The organism is Rhizobium sp. ZK1 (assembly GCF_047782645.1).
Taxonomy (GTDB): Bacteria; Pseudomonadota; Alphaproteobacteria; order Rhizobiales; family Rhizobiaceae; genus Rhizobium.
The window spans coordinates 1328741-1343863 of the sequence record NZ_CP180587.1; the positions used below are offsets into that span (position 1 = coordinate 1328741).

Annotated in this window: 16 protein-coding genes; 3 read left to right on the top strand and 13 right to left on the bottom strand. The window is 60.2% G+C overall.

The features are described from left to right. The first annotated feature begins 14 nt into the window (after positions 1 to 14). On the top strand, positions 15 to 917 hold the full coding sequence (locus ACK9YZ_RS28680) for a PfkB family carbohydrate kinase (protein ID WP_416066981.1): 903 nt from the start codon (positions 15 to 17) through the stop codon (positions 915 to 917). Between the two features lie 3 nt (positions 918 to 920). On the opposite strand, the gene ACK9YZ_RS28685 is transcribed toward ACK9YZ_RS28680, so the two are convergent. Genes ACK9YZ_RS28685 through ACK9YZ_RS28710 form a run of 6 tightly spaced genes read right to left on the bottom strand, consistent with a single transcriptional unit; the run spans position 921 to position 6606 of the window. After that, positions 921 to 1691, bottom strand: a complete 771-nt coding sequence (locus ACK9YZ_RS28685; protein ID WP_416066982.1) for a glutamine amidotransferase — start codon at positions 1689 to 1691, stop codon at positions 921 to 923. 29 nt (positions 1692 to 1720) lie between these two features. Next, complete coding sequence (locus tag ACK9YZ_RS28690; RefSeq protein ID WP_416066983.1) at positions 1721 to 2791, bottom strand: phosphotriesterase; 1071 nt, start codon at positions 2789 to 2791, stop codon at positions 1721 to 1723. Then, positions 2791 to 3795 (bottom strand): ABC transporter permease, encoded by a 1005-nt coding sequence (locus ACK9YZ_RS28695; protein ID WP_416066984.1) that lies wholly within the window; start codon positions 3793 to 3795, stop codon positions 2791 to 2793. The genes ACK9YZ_RS28690 and ACK9YZ_RS28695 overlap by 1 nt, the downstream gene beginning before the upstream one ends. Continuing rightward, entirely contained in the window at positions 3792 to 4601 is an 810-nt protein-coding gene (locus ACK9YZ_RS28700) for an ATP-binding cassette domain-containing protein (protein WP_416066985.1), read from the bottom strand. The genes ACK9YZ_RS28695 and ACK9YZ_RS28700 overlap by 4 nt, the downstream gene beginning before the upstream one ends. Then, positions 4598 to 5548 carry a substrate-binding domain-containing protein gene (locus ACK9YZ_RS28705; RefSeq protein WP_183733805.1) on the bottom strand — a complete coding sequence of 317 codons (951 nt, stop codon included), beginning with the start codon at positions 5546 to 5548 and terminating at the stop codon, positions 4598 to 4600. The genes ACK9YZ_RS28700 and ACK9YZ_RS28705 overlap by 4 nt, the downstream gene beginning before the upstream one ends. After that, positions 5545 to 6606: a LacI family DNA-binding transcriptional regulator gene (locus ACK9YZ_RS28710; RefSeq protein WP_416066986.1), complete on the bottom strand. Its 1062-nt coding sequence runs from the start codon at positions 6604 to 6606 to the stop codon at positions 5545 to 5547. Before ACK9YZ_RS28710 ends, ACK9YZ_RS28705 begins: the two co-directional genes overlap by 4 nt. 327 nt (positions 6607 to 6933) lie before the next feature. Between ACK9YZ_RS28710 and ACK9YZ_RS28715 the strand changes: the two genes are divergently transcribed. Both ACK9YZ_RS28715 and ACK9YZ_RS28720 read left to right on the top strand, forming a co-directional pair. Continuing rightward, positions 6934 to 7425, top strand: coding sequence for a hypothetical protein (locus tag ACK9YZ_RS28715; RefSeq protein WP_416066987.1), 492 nt, complete (start codon positions 6934 to 6936; stop codon positions 7423 to 7425). A gap of 77 nt (positions 7426 to 7502) precedes the next feature. Next, positions 7503 to 8084 (top strand): IMPACT family protein, encoded by a 582-nt coding sequence (locus ACK9YZ_RS28720; protein ID WP_416066988.1) that lies wholly within the window; start codon positions 7503 to 7505, stop codon positions 8082 to 8084. Between the two features lie 76 nt (positions 8085 to 8160). Here ACK9YZ_RS28720 and gfa read toward each other — a convergent pair whose 3' ends face one another. From gfa to bioB, 7 genes are all read right to left on the bottom strand, one after another. Then, positions 8161 to 8733 carry an S-(hydroxymethyl)glutathione synthase gene (gfa, locus tag ACK9YZ_RS28725; protein ID WP_416066989.1) on the bottom strand — a complete coding sequence of 191 codons (573 nt, stop codon included), beginning with the start codon at positions 8731 to 8733 and terminating at the stop codon, positions 8161 to 8163. A 197-nt stretch (positions 8734 to 8930) separates the two neighbouring features. Continuing rightward, positions 8931 to 9605: a VIT1/CCC1 transporter family protein gene (locus tag ACK9YZ_RS28730; protein WP_416066990.1), complete on the bottom strand. Its 675-nt coding sequence runs from the start codon at positions 9603 to 9605 to the stop codon at positions 8931 to 8933. Between the two features lie 349 nt (positions 9606 to 9954). After that, positions 9955 to 10938, bottom strand: coding sequence for a beta-ketoacyl-ACP synthase III (locus ACK9YZ_RS28735; RefSeq protein ID WP_416066991.1), 984 nt, complete (start codon positions 10936 to 10938; stop codon positions 9955 to 9957). Further along, on the bottom strand, positions 10935 to 12215 hold the full coding sequence (locus tag ACK9YZ_RS28740; RefSeq protein WP_416066992.1) for an adenosylmethionine--8-amino-7-oxononanoate transaminase: 1281 nt from the start codon (positions 12213 to 12215) through the stop codon (positions 10935 to 10937). Before ACK9YZ_RS28740 ends, ACK9YZ_RS28735 begins: the two co-directional genes overlap by 4 nt. Further along, positions 12212 to 12853, bottom strand: coding sequence for a dethiobiotin synthase (gene bioD / locus ACK9YZ_RS28745; protein WP_416066993.1), 642 nt, complete (start codon positions 12851 to 12853; stop codon positions 12212 to 12214). Before bioD ends, ACK9YZ_RS28740 begins: the two co-directional genes overlap by 4 nt. Then, on the bottom strand, positions 12850 to 13995 hold the full coding sequence (locus ACK9YZ_RS28750) for an 8-amino-7-oxononanoate synthase (protein ID WP_416066994.1): 1146 nt from the start codon (positions 13993 to 13995) through the stop codon (positions 12850 to 12852). Before ACK9YZ_RS28750 ends, bioD begins: the two co-directional genes overlap by 4 nt. Then, positions 13985 to 14986 carry a biotin synthase BioB gene (bioB, locus tag ACK9YZ_RS28755; protein ID WP_416066995.1) on the bottom strand — a complete coding sequence of 334 codons (1002 nt, stop codon included), beginning with the start codon at positions 14984 to 14986 and terminating at the stop codon, positions 13985 to 13987. Before bioB ends, ACK9YZ_RS28750 begins: the two co-directional genes overlap by 11 nt. Positions 14987 to 15123 lie beyond the last annotated feature (137 nt).

Below are 15123 nucleotides of genomic sequence, written 5' to 3' on the forward strand. Positions count from 1 at the left end.
TCCGAAAGCCAGCCATGCGTGCCTATGTCATCGGTAACGTCGCCATCGACGAAACCATTTCCGTAATGTCCATGCCCGAAGCGGGCGCCTCGATCCTCGGTCGGGAGGAAACCCGCGACCTTGGCGGCAAGGGTGCCAATCAGGCCGTCGTGATGGGCCGCACCGGCCTTCTCACGACACTCGTCACAGCCGTTGGCGAGGATTTCCGCGCCCAGACGATCCGCGACCAGCTTGCCGGCGAGGCGCTGGATGCCCGTCTGTTGGCCAGCCCGAACCGCACCAGCGATTTCTCCATCATCTTCACCACGCCAGACGGCGAAAACGCCATCGTCACCACGACGGAATCGGCCGAAGCCTTGACCCTGTCGGAGGCGCTTGCCCCGCTTGACGACTCCATCAGCGGCGACCTCGTCGTGCTGCAGGGCAATCTCAGCGAAGACGTCACCCGCGGCATTCTCGCCGAGGCCAGATCCCGTGGCCTGAAGACCGCCTTCAATCCCTCGCCGCTTCGGCCCTACTTCGCCGAACTCTGGCCGCTTATCGACATCGCCTTTCTCAACAGGGGCGAGGCTGAAAGCCTGACCGGATCCTCCGGCGAGGCAGCGATCCGTCGTCTGGCCGAAGCCGGAGTGTCACAGACCGTCCTGACGCTCGGCGGCAGCGGCGCCATCCTTGCAAGCGGACATCACGTGCTTGCGACCGTTCCCGCCCGGGCCACCGAGGTCGTCGACACGACCGGCGCCGGCGACACGTTCATGGCCGTGGCACTTGCCTCGGCCGCGCTTCGCTCCACTACGCTCGATGCCAGAGCCATCCATCATGCGACCGCGGCCGCCGCTATCACCGTCAGCCGCCGGGGCACGCGCTCGGCTTTCCCAAGCAAGGCGGAACTCGCCGGCATCCTTGCCGGCGATTGACGCCTACTTCGCCTCCGTCAGCCAGCCGAGAATGTTCTTCCAGAGACGCCCGTAGCCTTCCCATTCGCAGAAGGCAGGTGAAAGCCAATGCGGACCGATATCCGACGTCCAGGCGGCTGTTCTGCCCTTGCCGAAGCGGCCGGTCACCAGAAGCGGATGACCGCCTTCCGCATCCGGCAGGCGCGCGATGACCTCCACATCGTCGCGCTCGCGCACCTCCACCTCATTGACGCCGAGAAGCAGCGGCCATTCACCTGACAGGCCGGCGACGGTCTCGTGACCGGACTTGACGAGAACAGGCGTGGTACCCTCGGGGATTTCGATGCGGTCATCGTAGGGCAGGCAGGTGACGGGCAGAACATCCTCCACTGGCGTGCGGCGCCAGCGCGCCTTGCCATCAATGCCCTGGAACGAAAAATAGCCGCCGACCATCAACAGGCCGCCACCCTTCTCGACCCAGGCCTTGATGAGTTTCAGGCGGTTCGGAACGGTCTTCGAATGCAGCCAGACCGCAGGCGGAAGAAGCAGCGAATTGGCGCCGATATCGGACAGGATAATCGCGTCATAAGCATCGAGCCCTGCCATATCGAAAGGAAATTGTTCGACCGCTTCGTGGGCCGGCATGTAAGTGAGCTCGAATGCGCTGCCCTTGAGCGCCTTGACGAGCGGTTCGGCGCCAAGATGGAAGGTGACGCTGCCGAACTGATCGAAGCCCTTGTAATGCGTGGCCGAGCTGACCCAGCTTTCGCCGACGAGAAGAACCTTCTTTGTCATGATGTTTCCATTTCTTTTTATGTTTGCACTCAGGCGCTGGCCTGAAAGACCGATCGCGGATTGGCGCGCATGAAAATGTCGAGGGTCGCGTCATCAAGACCGTGACGCTTCAGGCGCGGCAGGAAGTGACGCAGGATATAGGCGTAGCCGTTGCCCCCATAATGCTTGAGCATCATCTTCAAGAAGACGTCGTGGGACAGGAGAAGACGGTCGGTGTGCCCCATCTCGACGAGCTTGACGAGTGCCCGCGCCGCCTCCTCGTCGCTCGGGCATTGCACCTGCTGGTCCGCATAGAAGAAATCCATGCCGATCATGTCATATTCGAGAAATGCGCCGCGGGCGGCGAGTTCCGACTGATAGTTGAGATCGTCATGTGACGGGTTCATGTGGCAGAGCACCGTGTGCCTGAGATCGCCGCCTTCGGAGGAAACGACATCCAGAACCCTGTGCCCCAGGCGGAACCAGCCGGGAAGGTGAACCATCAAGGGCAGACCGGTGCGCACTTGTGCCTGAGCAGCACCCCGCAGCGATTTTTCCTCTTCGGCGGTGAAATCCGATGACACTCCGATCTCGCCGATCAGGCCGATCCTGACATCGGTGCCGTCAGCGCCGATGATCGCCTCGGATACGATCTCGTCGGCGATCTGCCCAACCGACATGCCCGCAACCTTTTGCGGATGCGAGGAGCCGAGATAGAAGCCGGCTCCCATGACGATGTTCAGTCCCGTCGCCTTGGAGATCCGCCGTAAAGCAAGCGGGTCGCGGCCAATGCCCTGGCATGTCGGCTCAACGACCGTCCGGCCGCCGAGACCGGCAAAATCCTCGAGTTCAGTGACAGCCAGCTTCTCGTCGTCGAGCGTGATGTTGTGCTTGTTGACGAAAGGATCCTGCCGGAGCTCACCGAGGATTTCCATGCAGACGAAACCTTCGGCAAGATATTGGCGTTCGGTTTCTTTCGGGGCATGCCACCAGCAACGGCAATCATTGAGGATATGTTCGTGCATCAGCGTGACGCCGATGTCCGACACCGGAACCGGCCCCTGGACCGTCATCACATTGCCGGACCGCACATGGCCCGGCGAAAGCTCGTTTGTCGCCATCAGCTCTTCCTCCTCCCTGCCAAGCGGAAGTTGGCGGTGAAGATGCGGGTATTCAGCCAGATGGCAACCAGGATGATTGCGCCGGTGACGATCTGGGTGAAGAAGGGCGATATATGCATCAGGATCAGGCCGTTGCCGATGACGGCAATGGTCATGGTGCCGAGGACGGTCCCGATCATGGTGCCGCGCCCGCCCATCAGCGAGGTGCCGCCGAGCACGACGGCCGCAATCACTTGCAGTTCGAAGCCAACGGCAGCATTCGAGGAGCCGGAGCCGAGACGGGCGGCGATCAACAGGCCCGCCAGTGCAGAGGCGATTCCCGAGACGAGATAGACCGAAGCGACGATCCATTTTGCGGGCATGCCGACCCGGCGCGCTGCCTCCATGTTGGATCCCACCGCCACGATCTGCCGTCCGTATTTGGTAACGGCCATGACGACGTATCCCACGATCGCGACCAGGATTGCGATCAGCGCCGGAACGGGAAAGCCAGCGAGTTCCCCGCGTCCCAGATAGAAAAAGCCGGGCTCATTGTTGATCGGGATGGAATAGCCCTGAGTCAGATAGAGTGCCACGCCGCGCAGGATGGAAAGCCCGGCAAGGGTGACGATGAAGGCGGGAATATTCTGGTAGGCGATGAACCAGCCCTGCAGCAGGCCGACGATGCCGCCGAGAGCGAGCATGCCGAGGCAGACGACCGGCCAGGGAATGCCGGTGGCGAGCGCAATGGCAGCAACAGCGTTGATCAGCGCCAGCATCGAGCCGACCGACAGATCGATGCCCCCGGTGACGATGACGAGCGTCATGGCGACCGCGACGGCGAGGATGGGTGCCGCCTGACGCACGATGTTCAGAATATTGCCTGCCGTCATGAAGGTCGTGGTCGTCAGCGAAAAGAAGACGAGGCATGCCAGAAAGAAGAAGGCGATCGACAGGACCTGGGCGTTTTCACTCAGGAAGTCGGCCATCGGCGAGCCCTTGGCGCGTTCGGTGTAGACGGTCAATGTCTTTCTCCCCCGACGATGAGCTTGACGAGATCCTCGAGATTGGTCTTGGCGATGTCCCGCTCGGCGACCTTCGTGCCCTCGTACATGACGGCGATCCGGTCGCAGACGCGGAACAGGTCCTGAAGGCGGTGGGTGATGAGGACGACGGACACACCCTTTGCCTTGACCTTGTTGATCAGAGCGAGCACGGCTTCGACTTCGGCTACCGCCAGGGCCGAGGTCGGCTCGTCCATGATCAGGACCTTGGGGTTAAATGATGCCGCTCGGGCGATGGCAATCGCCTGCCGTTGCCCACCCGACAGCTTCTCCACCTTGGCAGAAAGGCGCGGGATGCGGATCTCAAGGGCATCCAGCATCCGGCGAGCCTCGCTCATCATTTTCTGACGATCGAGAAAGGGACCTCTGGTCAGCTCACGCCCGAGAAACAGATTGCCGACGACATCGATGTGGTCGCAAAGGCTCAGATCCTGGAAGACCATTTCGATATGGCGGTCGCGGGCATCTGCAGGCCCGGAAAGGCGAACCTCTTCGCCGTCGAGCGAAATCGTTCCCTCATCCGGAAGGTAGGTTCCGGAGATGATCTTGGTCAGTGTCGACTTGCCGGCAGCATTGTCGCCAACGAGGCCGAGGCATTCGCCGGGAAAGAGGTCCAGATCGACGCCGCGCAGCGCCTGATGCGAACCGAAGGTCTTTTTGATACCGCGCAACGACACAGCAGGCGTTTGAGCGGACAAGCCGGAGGAACGCGGGGAGGCTTGCGCCTCCCCGGCTTCGGCATATACAGGCCGGTCGTCACTCATCATTTGAAGACGGCCCGATACGGCTCGACATTTTCCTTCGTCACGATGGTGATCGGGACGGAGATGCTTTTTTCGACGCTCTGACCTGCGGTCAGCTTGGCAAGAGCCTCGACCGCAGCCTTGCCTTCGCCGGCAGGATCCTGCTGGACGACGGCAACGACATAGCCGTCGTCAAGTCCGGAGATTGCCTGCGCGGTCAGATCCCAGCCGAAGACCTTGATGCTGTCCTGCTTGCCTTGGCTCTGGACAGCGGCGATCGCGCCAAGCAGAGCCGGTTCACCGGTTGCGTAGATCGCGGTCATATCGGGGTTGCCGGTGATGAGGTTCTCGGCAGCGGCGAGCGCGTTGTCCTGTATATTCTGGCCGTCGACGACCCCTGACGTCTCGATACCATCGCTCTTGATGGCATCCTCGAAGCCTTTCTGGCGAAGGTTCTGAATGTAGGAGTTCAACGCGCCGACAATGCCGACCTTGGCCTTGCCGCCCATGTTCTTCTTCACATAGTCGAGGAAGTAGGCGCCCATGTCGGCACCGGCTTTGCCGTTGTCGACGCCGATCTGCGACTTCTGAGGGCCTTCCGGCAGGACCGCATCGATGGCAACGACCGGGATGCCGGCATCCGAGGCCTGCTTGACGGCCGGCATGATGCCGTTGACGTCGATCGCCACGACGATCAGGCCATCGACCTTCTGCTGGATGTAATTTTCGATGGCGCTGTTCTGGGCAGAAGCGTCATTGTTGGCGTTGAAGATGACCAACTTGTCGCCGGATGCATCGGCCGCCTTCTGGGCACCTTCGTTGATCTGGTTGAAGAAAAGCGCCTGCTGATTGATCTGCACAAGCGCATAGGTCTTGCCGGCGGCCTGGGCAAGCGAGGCTCCGAGCGTGGCACCGGCGAGCGCGGTGAAGGCAAGAGCGGCGGTAAACGCCCGACGTCTGATCTGTTTCATGTTCTCATCCTCTGGTTTTGTTCTCGTTGCTTATTATGGGTCGACGGCGGCGCAACGGAGTTCCGCACGACGATTTCGACTGGCACGAGTTCCTCGGTTGCGAGCGATTTGCTCTCCTGCCAGTTTGTCTCGAGAAGAAGGGATAGGGCGCGACGGCCGATGGTGCGCACCGGCTGCCGGATCGCGGTCAAAGGGGGCGCAAAGAGGTGCAGCGGGCTGACGTCGTCAAAGCCGACAATCGATAGATCCTCAGGGATCGCAATCCCTCTCTCCCGCAGAACTTCGATCATGCCGATCGCGATTTCATCGGAACTCGCAAAGATAGCCGTCGCCGGCATGCCTTCGTCCAGAAACCGGCGCGCCATGTCGCGCCCGCAGCCAACAGTATATTCGCCGCTGTAGCGTCTGATCGATATGTCGTCGCCACAGCGCTCTCGCAGCCCTTCGCGCAATCCGTTAAAACGCCGCTGCGTGCTGATCATCGCATCGGGGCCGCCGACATAGAGCACGTGGCGATGGCCAAATTCAGCCAGATGACGGCCCGCCAGATGACCACCCTGAAAGTTGTCGCAGAAGAGCTTGGGAACGGCTGCAAGCGGAACGTCTTCGTCGACGACGATGACCTTGCCGGTCCGGTTGATAAGCGCCGCCAGATCTCCGTTATCGGGATGGTTGGTGACGAACACCAGGCCGTCGACGTGATTATGCTCAATCAGTTTGAGATAGGCGACTTCGCGACCGGTGCGGTTGAGCGTCGCATAGAGCGAAACGGCAAGCCCGCGGTCGTTTGCCTCTTCCTCCACGGCCGCTACCATGGTCGCAAAGAACGGGTTGGCGATATCGGGGACGACGAGACCGATCGTGTCGGAGCGACCACGGCTCAGTCGCCGCGCGTGCGGATTCGGCTGATATTTGAGGGAGGCGATTGCATTCTCGATGCGCTGCTTGGTGAGGGCCGGAAGATCCAGCGAACCATTGAGCATGCGAGAGACCGTCGTCACCGAGACGCCGGCGACTTTCGCAACATCCTTCAATCCTGGAGTTCGTTCCTGCGCCATCGAGCTTGTAAACCGCTTTAGTAAAACGCTTTACTTACACTCCACGACAAGAGATGAGCTGTCAAGAGCCGCAGGCAGAAGATCACATTATCCATCTACATGATGAGGCTGGCGACAATTCCAGCGCGTTCAGGCTGACCGCCTACGGCTATTATGCAGGTTCGCGGACCTCTTGCTCCGATATCGAAGATTGCATTGTCCTTGGCCGTTGTGGCAGAGACCAGAGCTATCGTTGATAGCTGGAAGGTGGCCTTGTCGGGTGTGAACCGAGAGACTGCCCGCCGTCGGCAAGAGTTTTAGGGCTCATGCCCTCATTATGGATCCGTTATGACCGCTTCTCTCTATGCCGATTGTGTTCAAGATCTCAAGGCGACCTTAGACGACCTCTTTGAGCGGCCTGATCGATATCAAACGTTCGACCTGCATGTCGAACTCGCGATGGGCGAGGCGCTTCTCGTTTATCAAACGAAACGGCAAAAGGGGCAAACGGATACGATCGCCTATGCCCGGACGCCTAAAGGCAACGCGCAGATTTCGCCGGCAGTTGCCTATCAGCGGGTCTCGGCCTTCCTGACGATGGAAGACCATATTGCATTGACAGGCGATCCTATGATCAGCCTCAACGCGGAATATCCGCACGCCGTCATCAGCTTCGAGCACAGAGCCAAGGGCGCACCATTCAAAAGCTCGATGAAGATGATCTTCGTCGGGGTCAATGGAGCAGAGGACGCCGCCCGTTACCTTGCGATGACGAAAGAACCAGCTGCCGTCGTCACGAAGCGGCCGCACCATTCGACGAGGCTCTGGGAATGGAAGTAGAAGCTTGCGTCCATCGCGCGGTTCAGCCAGTCGGAGCGCTGGGATGAGACTATCAAAAACGATAATTCCGGTTATTCATGTTTCGTCTTGTTGAGCCAGTCACGATCGAGGCGACGATCAAGAAAAGCAGATTTATCGCGTCCGCTTTTCCTGTCATCGATGAAGCCGAGGCGACAAGGGTGATCGCGGAGAATTCCTCGGCGTCGGCGAACCACAATTGCTGGGCATGGCGTATTGGGCAGGGCTATCGCTTTAGCGATGACGGTGAGCCCACCGGCACAGCGGGCAAACCGATACTGGCTACCATCGACGGCCGATCGCTCGACAATGTTGTCGTCATCGTTACCCGTTGGTTCGGCGGCATCCTGCTTGGCACAGGCGGTCTCGTTCGGGCCTATGGCGGAACTGCCGGAGCCTGTCTGAAAACAGCCACCCTTGCGCCCGTCGTCACGATGGTCGAACGAAAACTCGATCTGCGGGTCTCCGATCTGTCGATGGTGAAGGCTCGCCTCTCTTCCTTTGAAGGCGTGCGTATCGTTGCACAGCACTTCGACGGGATCAGTGCCGAAATGAGCCTGCAGATTCCGGAGGATGACCTGGAGACAATTTCTCGTTTGATCGCCGATCTGACACGAGGGCGATCGAAGCTGGAGCCCTAGCGATCGTTGACAGTTCTCATCTGCCGGCATCGCATCGAGTGATGCTCTGCCGGCAGACGCGAACTTCCGCCGCACGTCAGGCCGGCAGAACCCCCGCCTTTTTCGCCGTCCAGATGGAGATCAAATCCATCAGCGCGGGCGACAGGCAATCGTAAGGCTCAAGCCCAACCTCCTTGAGATGAGACCGGACGGCGCTCATCTTTCCAGGGTTGTATCCGCTTTCGATGATCGACGATACGAAGGCCGCAAAGCCGGGGCCTGCCCAGCCTTTCTCCTGGAACCGTTCGGGATGGACGAAGGACAGTCCCTGGAAGGCATGCTCGCGCTCGACCGGCCCGTACATGTGAACCCCACATTCCCTGCAGGCATGGCGCTGGATCAGCGCCGATGCGTCGACGACCGCCAGCTTGTTTCCATTCTCCAGCACCTCGACATTCTGCGTCGGGGTCACTGCAACCACCGAAAAGACCGCCCCCTTCGGCTTCCAGCATTTCGTGCAGCCGCAGGCATGGTTGTGGGCGATATCGCCCTTGATGCGGACCTTCACCGGGTTGCTCGCGCAGTTGCACATCAGCGTGCCGCCGGCAAATGACGCATCGCTCGCCCGGTATCCGGAATCCACGATTGGGTGGATCGCTACATTGGTCATGCGTTGTCTCCTTCCCTTCCTGGGCCAAGGCGGGATGCCGCGGCCAAGCCCTTCCCATCTCGCAAAACAGACGGCCAGCGCGAGATCGCCTCGTCGGGTGAGTATATCACCGCTGCGCGCCCGTGCCGTTTAAAAGCAGGAGGCCGATACCTCATGAAAGAACAACGGTCGCATCCGTATAAGCTGATCCAAAGGCCTCAACCGCCAAGCGCGATTGCTATCGAGACAAGAAGCAAGCCGAGACAGATCATCGTGACGCCTGCGCGAAGTGGCCTGCCGCCTGAAAAACTCGCCCATGCATAGCCCGTCACGAACAGCAATAGAATGAGAAACAGGTTGCTCACTCTCAAGGCCAGTTCGGCATTGGCGATAAACAGGAAGGGAGCGACTGCAGGAAGGGACGTGGCCGAGACCAAGAGGAAGATCGCGATTGCGGCGCCTAAATCGGCTTTTGACAGGGACACCTTCACAGGGTCGGCGCGGCCGGCAAGCGCAAGGAGCGATCGGTATAGCGCGTCCCTATCCGCAGCCTTTGCAGCGAATGGCACCTCTTCAATCGGAAACTCCTTCTCGAGCAAAGTGAGTGCCGATGCTTCGCTTTTTGCCGCTTTGATTTGCCGGAAGAGACGCAAGCGTCGGCTCTTGTAAAACGTGGTGCCTAGGACGAACAAAACCGCGTCTATGATGCCCCAGGCGACATTGCATCCAATGGTCGCAATGACCAGTTCGCGGACATTCAACCCCTCCTGTTCGAGGATAAGCCGTGATCCGACCGTCCATGTCAGCGCCATGATCAGTCCGAAAAGGACTTCGCCCAGCGCATCGCCGGGATCGATGATGTTGGAGAGGGAAGAGAACGGGCTCGACTTCATGGACTCTTCCCCAGCGTTGAGATGATAGTCTGCCGTCTCATCAGGCGTCCGACCAAGGAAATCGCGAGCCGGATGAACCAAGGTGACCCTTTCATCCTTCCAGCCCGCAGGACCGGTGATCCGCGCCGGCGAGCCGTTGTCATTGCTCGCGACGGCGCTTGCATCTGATGCGCTGGATGAGCGCCAACATCACAATCGAAGGACTATGACTAAGAGCGCGGACTTCTTCATTGACCGGAGTCAACGCTCAAGAGCGTTGGGCGTGTCCTGCTGATCCGGCTCGACTTCTGAGCCAAGCACCCTCTTCCCTGGCCCCCACTGCAGAACCCATTCGGTGGCATGGCAATCTTCAGACGCCAAAGACGACTGCTCCGCCAATCATCCCTGCGCCGGCCGCGGCCAGAAGCAGATGTTCGCCAGGAGCGAACGGTTGCTGCTTGTTGGCCAGGGAAAGAGACAGAGGGATGGTGGCAGCCGAGGAGTTTCCGAATTCCCCTATGGTCCGCACCGCCTTGGCGGGCTGGAGGCCAAGCTGATCACAGGCAGCGTCGATAATGCGCGAATTGGCCTGATGCGGGACGAAGCGATCTATATCGTTTGCGGCCAGTCCAGCTTGTTCCATGGCCCTGACCGACGATTGCGTCATCATCCGGACCGCCTGGACAAACACAGCTCTCCCGTCACGCATCGTCATCCGAAGTTCCCGCGGATTGGTCCCGATTTCAAAAGGACGCGCACTGCCGCCGGACGGGATCTGAATGAGGTCGTAATTCTCTCCCTCCTGCATCAGTTCGACCCCGAGAACACCGCCATGTGAATCCGTCGACGGCGCAAGCACGACTGCGCCGGCAGCGTCCGCGAAGACTGCGGCGGTCCCCCGCTCGTCCATGTTGATGCGGCGACTGAGTATGTTGGCGGCAACGACAAGGGCAGGCCTACCCCAGGCCCTGACAAAACCGTCGGCTAGCGCAAGCGCGTAGAGAAAGCCGGAACAGGCGCCCGCAAGGTCGATCGCTCCGGAGGACTGCAAGCCGAGACGGCATGCAAGCAGCGGAGCCGAAGGTGGCAGAAGATGATCCGGCGTCGATGTTGCAAGAAGGGTCAGTGCAATGTCGCTGCGGTCCACGCCTGCTTCCTCAAGTGCCATCGCACCTGCGTTCGACGCAAGATCCGTCAGCGTCTGGCCGGGCATCGCCCAGCGTCGCGAGCGGATGCCGGTCCGCCCCTCGATCCAGCCCGCGTCGAGGCCAAGCTGCGTTTCGATTTCCAGGTTCTCGACACGCCGCTCAGGAACATAATGCCCGAAGCCTGCCATCCGGCTAACGATCGTCATGATGCCGCTTTCCTGATGAAATCTGCCGCCTCTTCAATGGCGCCATAGGCCCGATCGAGATCGCTTTCTGTCACGCAATATGGCGGCATCAGATAGATGACGTTCCCGAGCGGGCGGATGAGGAGATCTCTTTGACGAAAGAAAGCCCTGAGACGCGGGCCAACCTCGGAAAGATACCCCGTTGTTTCGACAGCGAGATCGAGCGCGGCAATCGTGCCCTGCTGACGAATATTGGAAAAACGAGGATCGGGCCGAAACCGCGTCAGCCTGTCACGGTGCATGTCCGCAACCGCCTGAATGCGCTCCTTGACCGGCTCCTTGCACCACACGTCGAGATTTGCCCGAGCGGCGGCACAGGCGATGGGGTTGGCGGTATACGAACTGGAGTGAAAAAACATCCGGCTGCGATCGTCCGAAAGATGTGCAGCAAATATCTCGGCCGTGCACAAGGTTGCTGCCAGAGGCAGAGCGCCGCCGGTAATCCCCTTCGAAAGGCACAGGATGTCGGGGGTGATGTCGGACTGTTCGCATGCGAGCAGGGTTCCGGTCCGCCCCCAGCCCGTCATCACCTCGTCGGCGATCAGGAGCGTGTCGTATCGTTCGGTGATCCGCCTGAATTCCGTCAACAGATGAGGCGAATACATCTTCATGCCGCCGGCGCCGAGAACCAAGGGTTCAATCAGCAGGGCCGCGATCTCGCCACCGCGGCAGAACCGTTCGAGGGCGTCGAGCGTCTGCTGCTCGCGGCCTTCTTCCGGGAACGGGATGGTGTCGACATCGAAGAGCAGAGGCGCGTAGGGCGCATTGAAGACACCGCGTTCGCCGGCGGACATGGTGCCGATCGTATCGCCGTGATAGCCATGTTCCATGACGATGACCCGCGAGCGCGGCGCTCTGTTGTTGTGGAAGAACCCCAGCGCCATTTTTATGGCGACCTCGACCGCGGTCGAGCCGCTGTCCGAATAAAAGAGATGGGCCATGCCTGGAGGGGCCAGGCGGATCAAACCGCGGGCCAAAGCTTCCGCCGGCTCATGTGTGTACTCGGCAAAAATGATCTGGTCGAAGCGCTCCAGCGCAAGCCGGATCGCTTCCATGATTGCGGGATGGCGATGCCCATGAGTGATGACCCACCAGGACGATATGGCATCGAAGACCGAACGACCGTTCTCGTCGATCAGATAGGCGCCGTCCGTCCGGACGATCTGCTTGAACACGGGTTCGAGTTGATGCTGGCTGAATGGATGCCAGACCGGCGATGTCGAAGAAGAACCGGTCACGCTGCAGCAACCTTCTGAAAGACCGAGATATCGAAATACTCATCGAAAGCGCGGCGCAATGTGTCCGGTGCCAGCCGATCGAGGCGCGGTAGGCGGCCGAGACTTGGGATGCCGCTCATTTCCGTGATGATGTTCTCGGTGTCGGAACGCTCCTCACCGATGAAAGCAATGCCAAAAATCGGAATTTGCCGTCTGCTCATCGCTTCGATCGACAGCATGGTGTGATTGATGGTGCCGAGCCCGGTCCTGGCGCAGAGGATGATCGGTTGGCGCCAGCGTGCGAAAACGTCGATGAAGGTGATATGCCGGGTCAACGGGACGAGTAGGCCGCCGGCCCCCTCGATGACCAGAGGTCGTTTCGTATCTGGGAGAAGAAGCGAATCCGGCTCAATGACGACGTCGTCGATCTCAGCCGAAAGATGCGGTGAAACCGGGGTCTGGAGGCGCCATGCCTCGGGCAGGATCCGGTCAGGCGAAAGCCCGCTAAGTCGTCTGACTGTCTCGCTGTCTGTCTCCTCCTCGAGGCCCGATTGGACAGGCTTCCAGTAGGAAGCGTTGAGCGCACGCGTCAGCGCGGCCGCAAAGACGGTCTTGCCGATCCCGGTATCGGTCCCGGTGATGACGAAGCGCCTGCTCATGCCGCCTCCTCCGCAACCACCTCGGCAAGCTCGTCCATCATCCCTGCGATGACAGGTCTATCGACATTCAGGGTGATCGTGATGCGCAGCCTGGCCGTGCCGACGGGGACGGTCGGGTGTCGTATCGCCCTGATATCATAGCCCTTCGACTGCATGCGATCGGCAACGCGCATGGTCCGGCCATTGTCGCCGATGATGACCGGCAAGATCTGCGTGCCGCTTGCCGGCCTGCCCAGGCGTTCGGCAAATCTTGTGTTGGCAAAACCAATGAGGTCGTAAAGCCTGGCCCGCCTTTCCGGCTCCCGCGACAGAATGGCCAGCGCATGGCGCACGCATGCTGCCTGCAGAGGCGAAGGCGCTGTCGAATAGATGAAGGGGCGAGCCCTGTTGACGAGAAAATCGCAAAGCACACGACTGGCGCCGACAAGAGCACCGGCGGCCCCGAGCGCCTTGCCACACGTATGCAGGACGATGACATTGTCGCGGCCTTCGATGTCGGCGCAATAGCCGATACCGCCGGCGCCGTGCACGCCTGTCGCGTGTGCCTCGTCGACGAAGAGAAAGCCGTTGTGGCGATCGGCTATATCCACCAGATCCGACAAAGGGCTACGGTCGCCGTCCATCGAGTAGAGGCTCTCCACGACTATCCAGGGAAAACCCTTCCCACCTGCCGCACGCCAAGTGCGGATTGCATCATCGATCGCATTCGCATCATTATGCGGTACGGAAACGACGTCGACCCGCCCTGCCCTCATCCCTTCATGCGCGCTTGCGTGTACCAGACAGTCATGGACAATGAGATCGCCGCGCTGCGGCAGCGTCGAAAGAACGGCGAGATTTGCGGCATAGCCGCTGCCGAAATAAAGCATTCGCTCGCACCGAAAGAGTGCGGCGGCCTCCTCCTCAAGGGCCTCATGCTCCGCATGATTGCCACGAAGCAACCGCGATCCGCCGGCACCGACCGGCAGCCCACGCTCGATTGCGGCGATCAGCGCAGCACTCATGGCACGGGATGCGGCAAGCCCCAGATAGTCGTTCGACGTGAAGTCGGCGCCGGTATCGTGGCTGAGTGCGCGCAGCCGGTTCTTCTGCCGCAGTTGCTCAAGTTTCGCATCGTAGCGGGCAAGCCGGTCAGAGATCACCCGACATCTCCATGGTGACGGGTGTGAGGCCCAGCCGACCGAGAAGCCTTGAATCGCGGTCATTGCCCGGATTGCTCGCAGTCAGCAGCGTGTCGCCGATGAAGATCGAGTTGGCGCCGGCAAAGAAGCAAAGCGCCTGCATCTCATCGCTCATTGCCGTTCGGCCGGCGGTCAGACGCACCGACGAACTCGGCATCATCAGGCGCGCAAGGGCAATGATGCGGATGAACTCGATCGGATCGACGGGGGATGCGTTTGCCAATCTGGTGCCGGCAACGGGGATCAGCATGTTGATTGGCACGCTCTCGGGCGGCGTCGGCAGATTGGCGAGCGTAACGAGCATGTCGATCCGGTCATCTTCCGTCTCGCCCAATCCCAATATTCCGCCACTGCAGACCTTGATGCCTGCCTCTCGCACATGGGCCAGCGTCTCCAGGCGATCCTCGAAGCGACGCGACGTGACGACTGCGGGATAAAAATTCTCCGAGGTATCGATGTTATGATTGTAATAGTCGAGCCCGGCATCCGCGAAGGTCTCGGCCTGTTCCGGCGAAAGCATACCAAGCGTCATACAGGTTTCGAGGCCAAGCGATTTTACCGCCTTCACCATGGCGACGATCGCCGCCTCGTCCCGGGACTTGGGGCTGCGCCATGCAGCGCCCATGCAGTAGCGCGTGGCGCCGGTTTCCTTCGCCTTGCATGCCTCCGAGACCACGTCCTCGAGTTTCATGAGCTTGGTCGCCGTCAGGCCGGAAGCGTGGTGGGCCGATTGACTGCAGTAGCCGCAGTCCTCCGGACAGCCGCCTGTCTTGATATTCAGCAGTTTGGCAAGCTCGACGCGGTTAGGGTCGAAATTCATTCGATGGACGGTTTGTGAGCGGAAGAGCAGCTCGTTGAACGGCAGATCGTAAAGCTCGCGTGCCGAGGTGAGCGTCCAGGGATCTCTGATGCAGCCGTGCTCCGTTGCCGTTGCCGCCTCTGTTTTCAACATGACCATTCTCCTGCACGAGCACCGGTAAACAGCATATTGCACTCGCTTGAATAATAGATAATCTATGATTATGCTGCTCATCTGACAGGCTATCGGCCGAGTTTGGCTCAATCAATCTATTTTATCATAGATTATCT

Excerpts from the sequence above, each read along its gene's own strand:
- ACK9YZ_RS28720 (WP_416066988.1), top strand. The coding sequence starts at position 7,503 with ATGTTTCGTCTTGTTGAGCCAGTCACGATCGAGGCGACGATCAAGAAA.
- bioD (WP_416066993.1), bottom strand. The coding sequence starts at position 12,853 with ATGAGCAGGCGCTTCGTCATCACCGGGACCGATACCGGGATCGGCAAG.
- bioB (WP_416066995.1), bottom strand. The coding sequence starts at position 14,986 with ATGTTGAAAACAGAGGCGGCAACGGCAACGGAGCACGGCTGCATCAGA.
- ACK9YZ_RS28705 (WP_183733805.1), bottom strand. The coding sequence starts at position 5,548 with ATGAAACAGATCAGACGTCGGGCGTTTACCGCCGCTCTTGCCTTCACC.
- ACK9YZ_RS28710 (WP_416066986.1), bottom strand. The coding sequence starts at position 6,606 with ATGGCGCAGGAACGAACTCCAGGATTGAAGGATGTTGCGAAAGTCGCC.
- ACK9YZ_RS28680 (WP_416066981.1), top strand. The coding sequence starts at position 15 with ATGCGTGCCTATGTCATCGGTAACGTCGCCATCGACGAAACCATTTCC.
- ACK9YZ_RS28735 (WP_416066991.1), bottom strand. The coding sequence starts at position 10,938 with ATGACGATCGTTAGCCGGATGGCAGGCTTCGGGCATTATGTTCCTGAG.
- ACK9YZ_RS28715 (WP_416066987.1), top strand. The coding sequence starts at position 6,934 with ATGACCGCTTCTCTCTATGCCGATTGTGTTCAAGATCTCAAGGCGACC.
- ACK9YZ_RS28700 (WP_416066985.1), bottom strand. The coding sequence starts at position 4,601 with ATGATGAGTGACGACCGGCCTGTATATGCCGAAGCCGGGGAGGCGCAA.
- gfa (WP_416066989.1), bottom strand. The coding sequence starts at position 8,733 with ATGACCAATGTAGCGATCCACCCAATCGTGGATTCCGGATACCGGGCG.
- ACK9YZ_RS28730 (WP_416066990.1), bottom strand. The coding sequence starts at position 9,605 with ATGAAGTCGAGCCCGTTCTCTTCCCTCTCCAACATCATCGATCCCGGC.
- ACK9YZ_RS28690 (WP_416066983.1), bottom strand. The coding sequence starts at position 2,791 with ATGGCGACAAACGAGCTTTCGCCGGGCCATGTGCGGTCCGGCAATGTG.
- ACK9YZ_RS28685 (WP_416066982.1), bottom strand. The coding sequence starts at position 1,691 with ATGACAAAGAAGGTTCTTCTCGTCGGCGAAAGCTGGGTCAGCTCGGCC.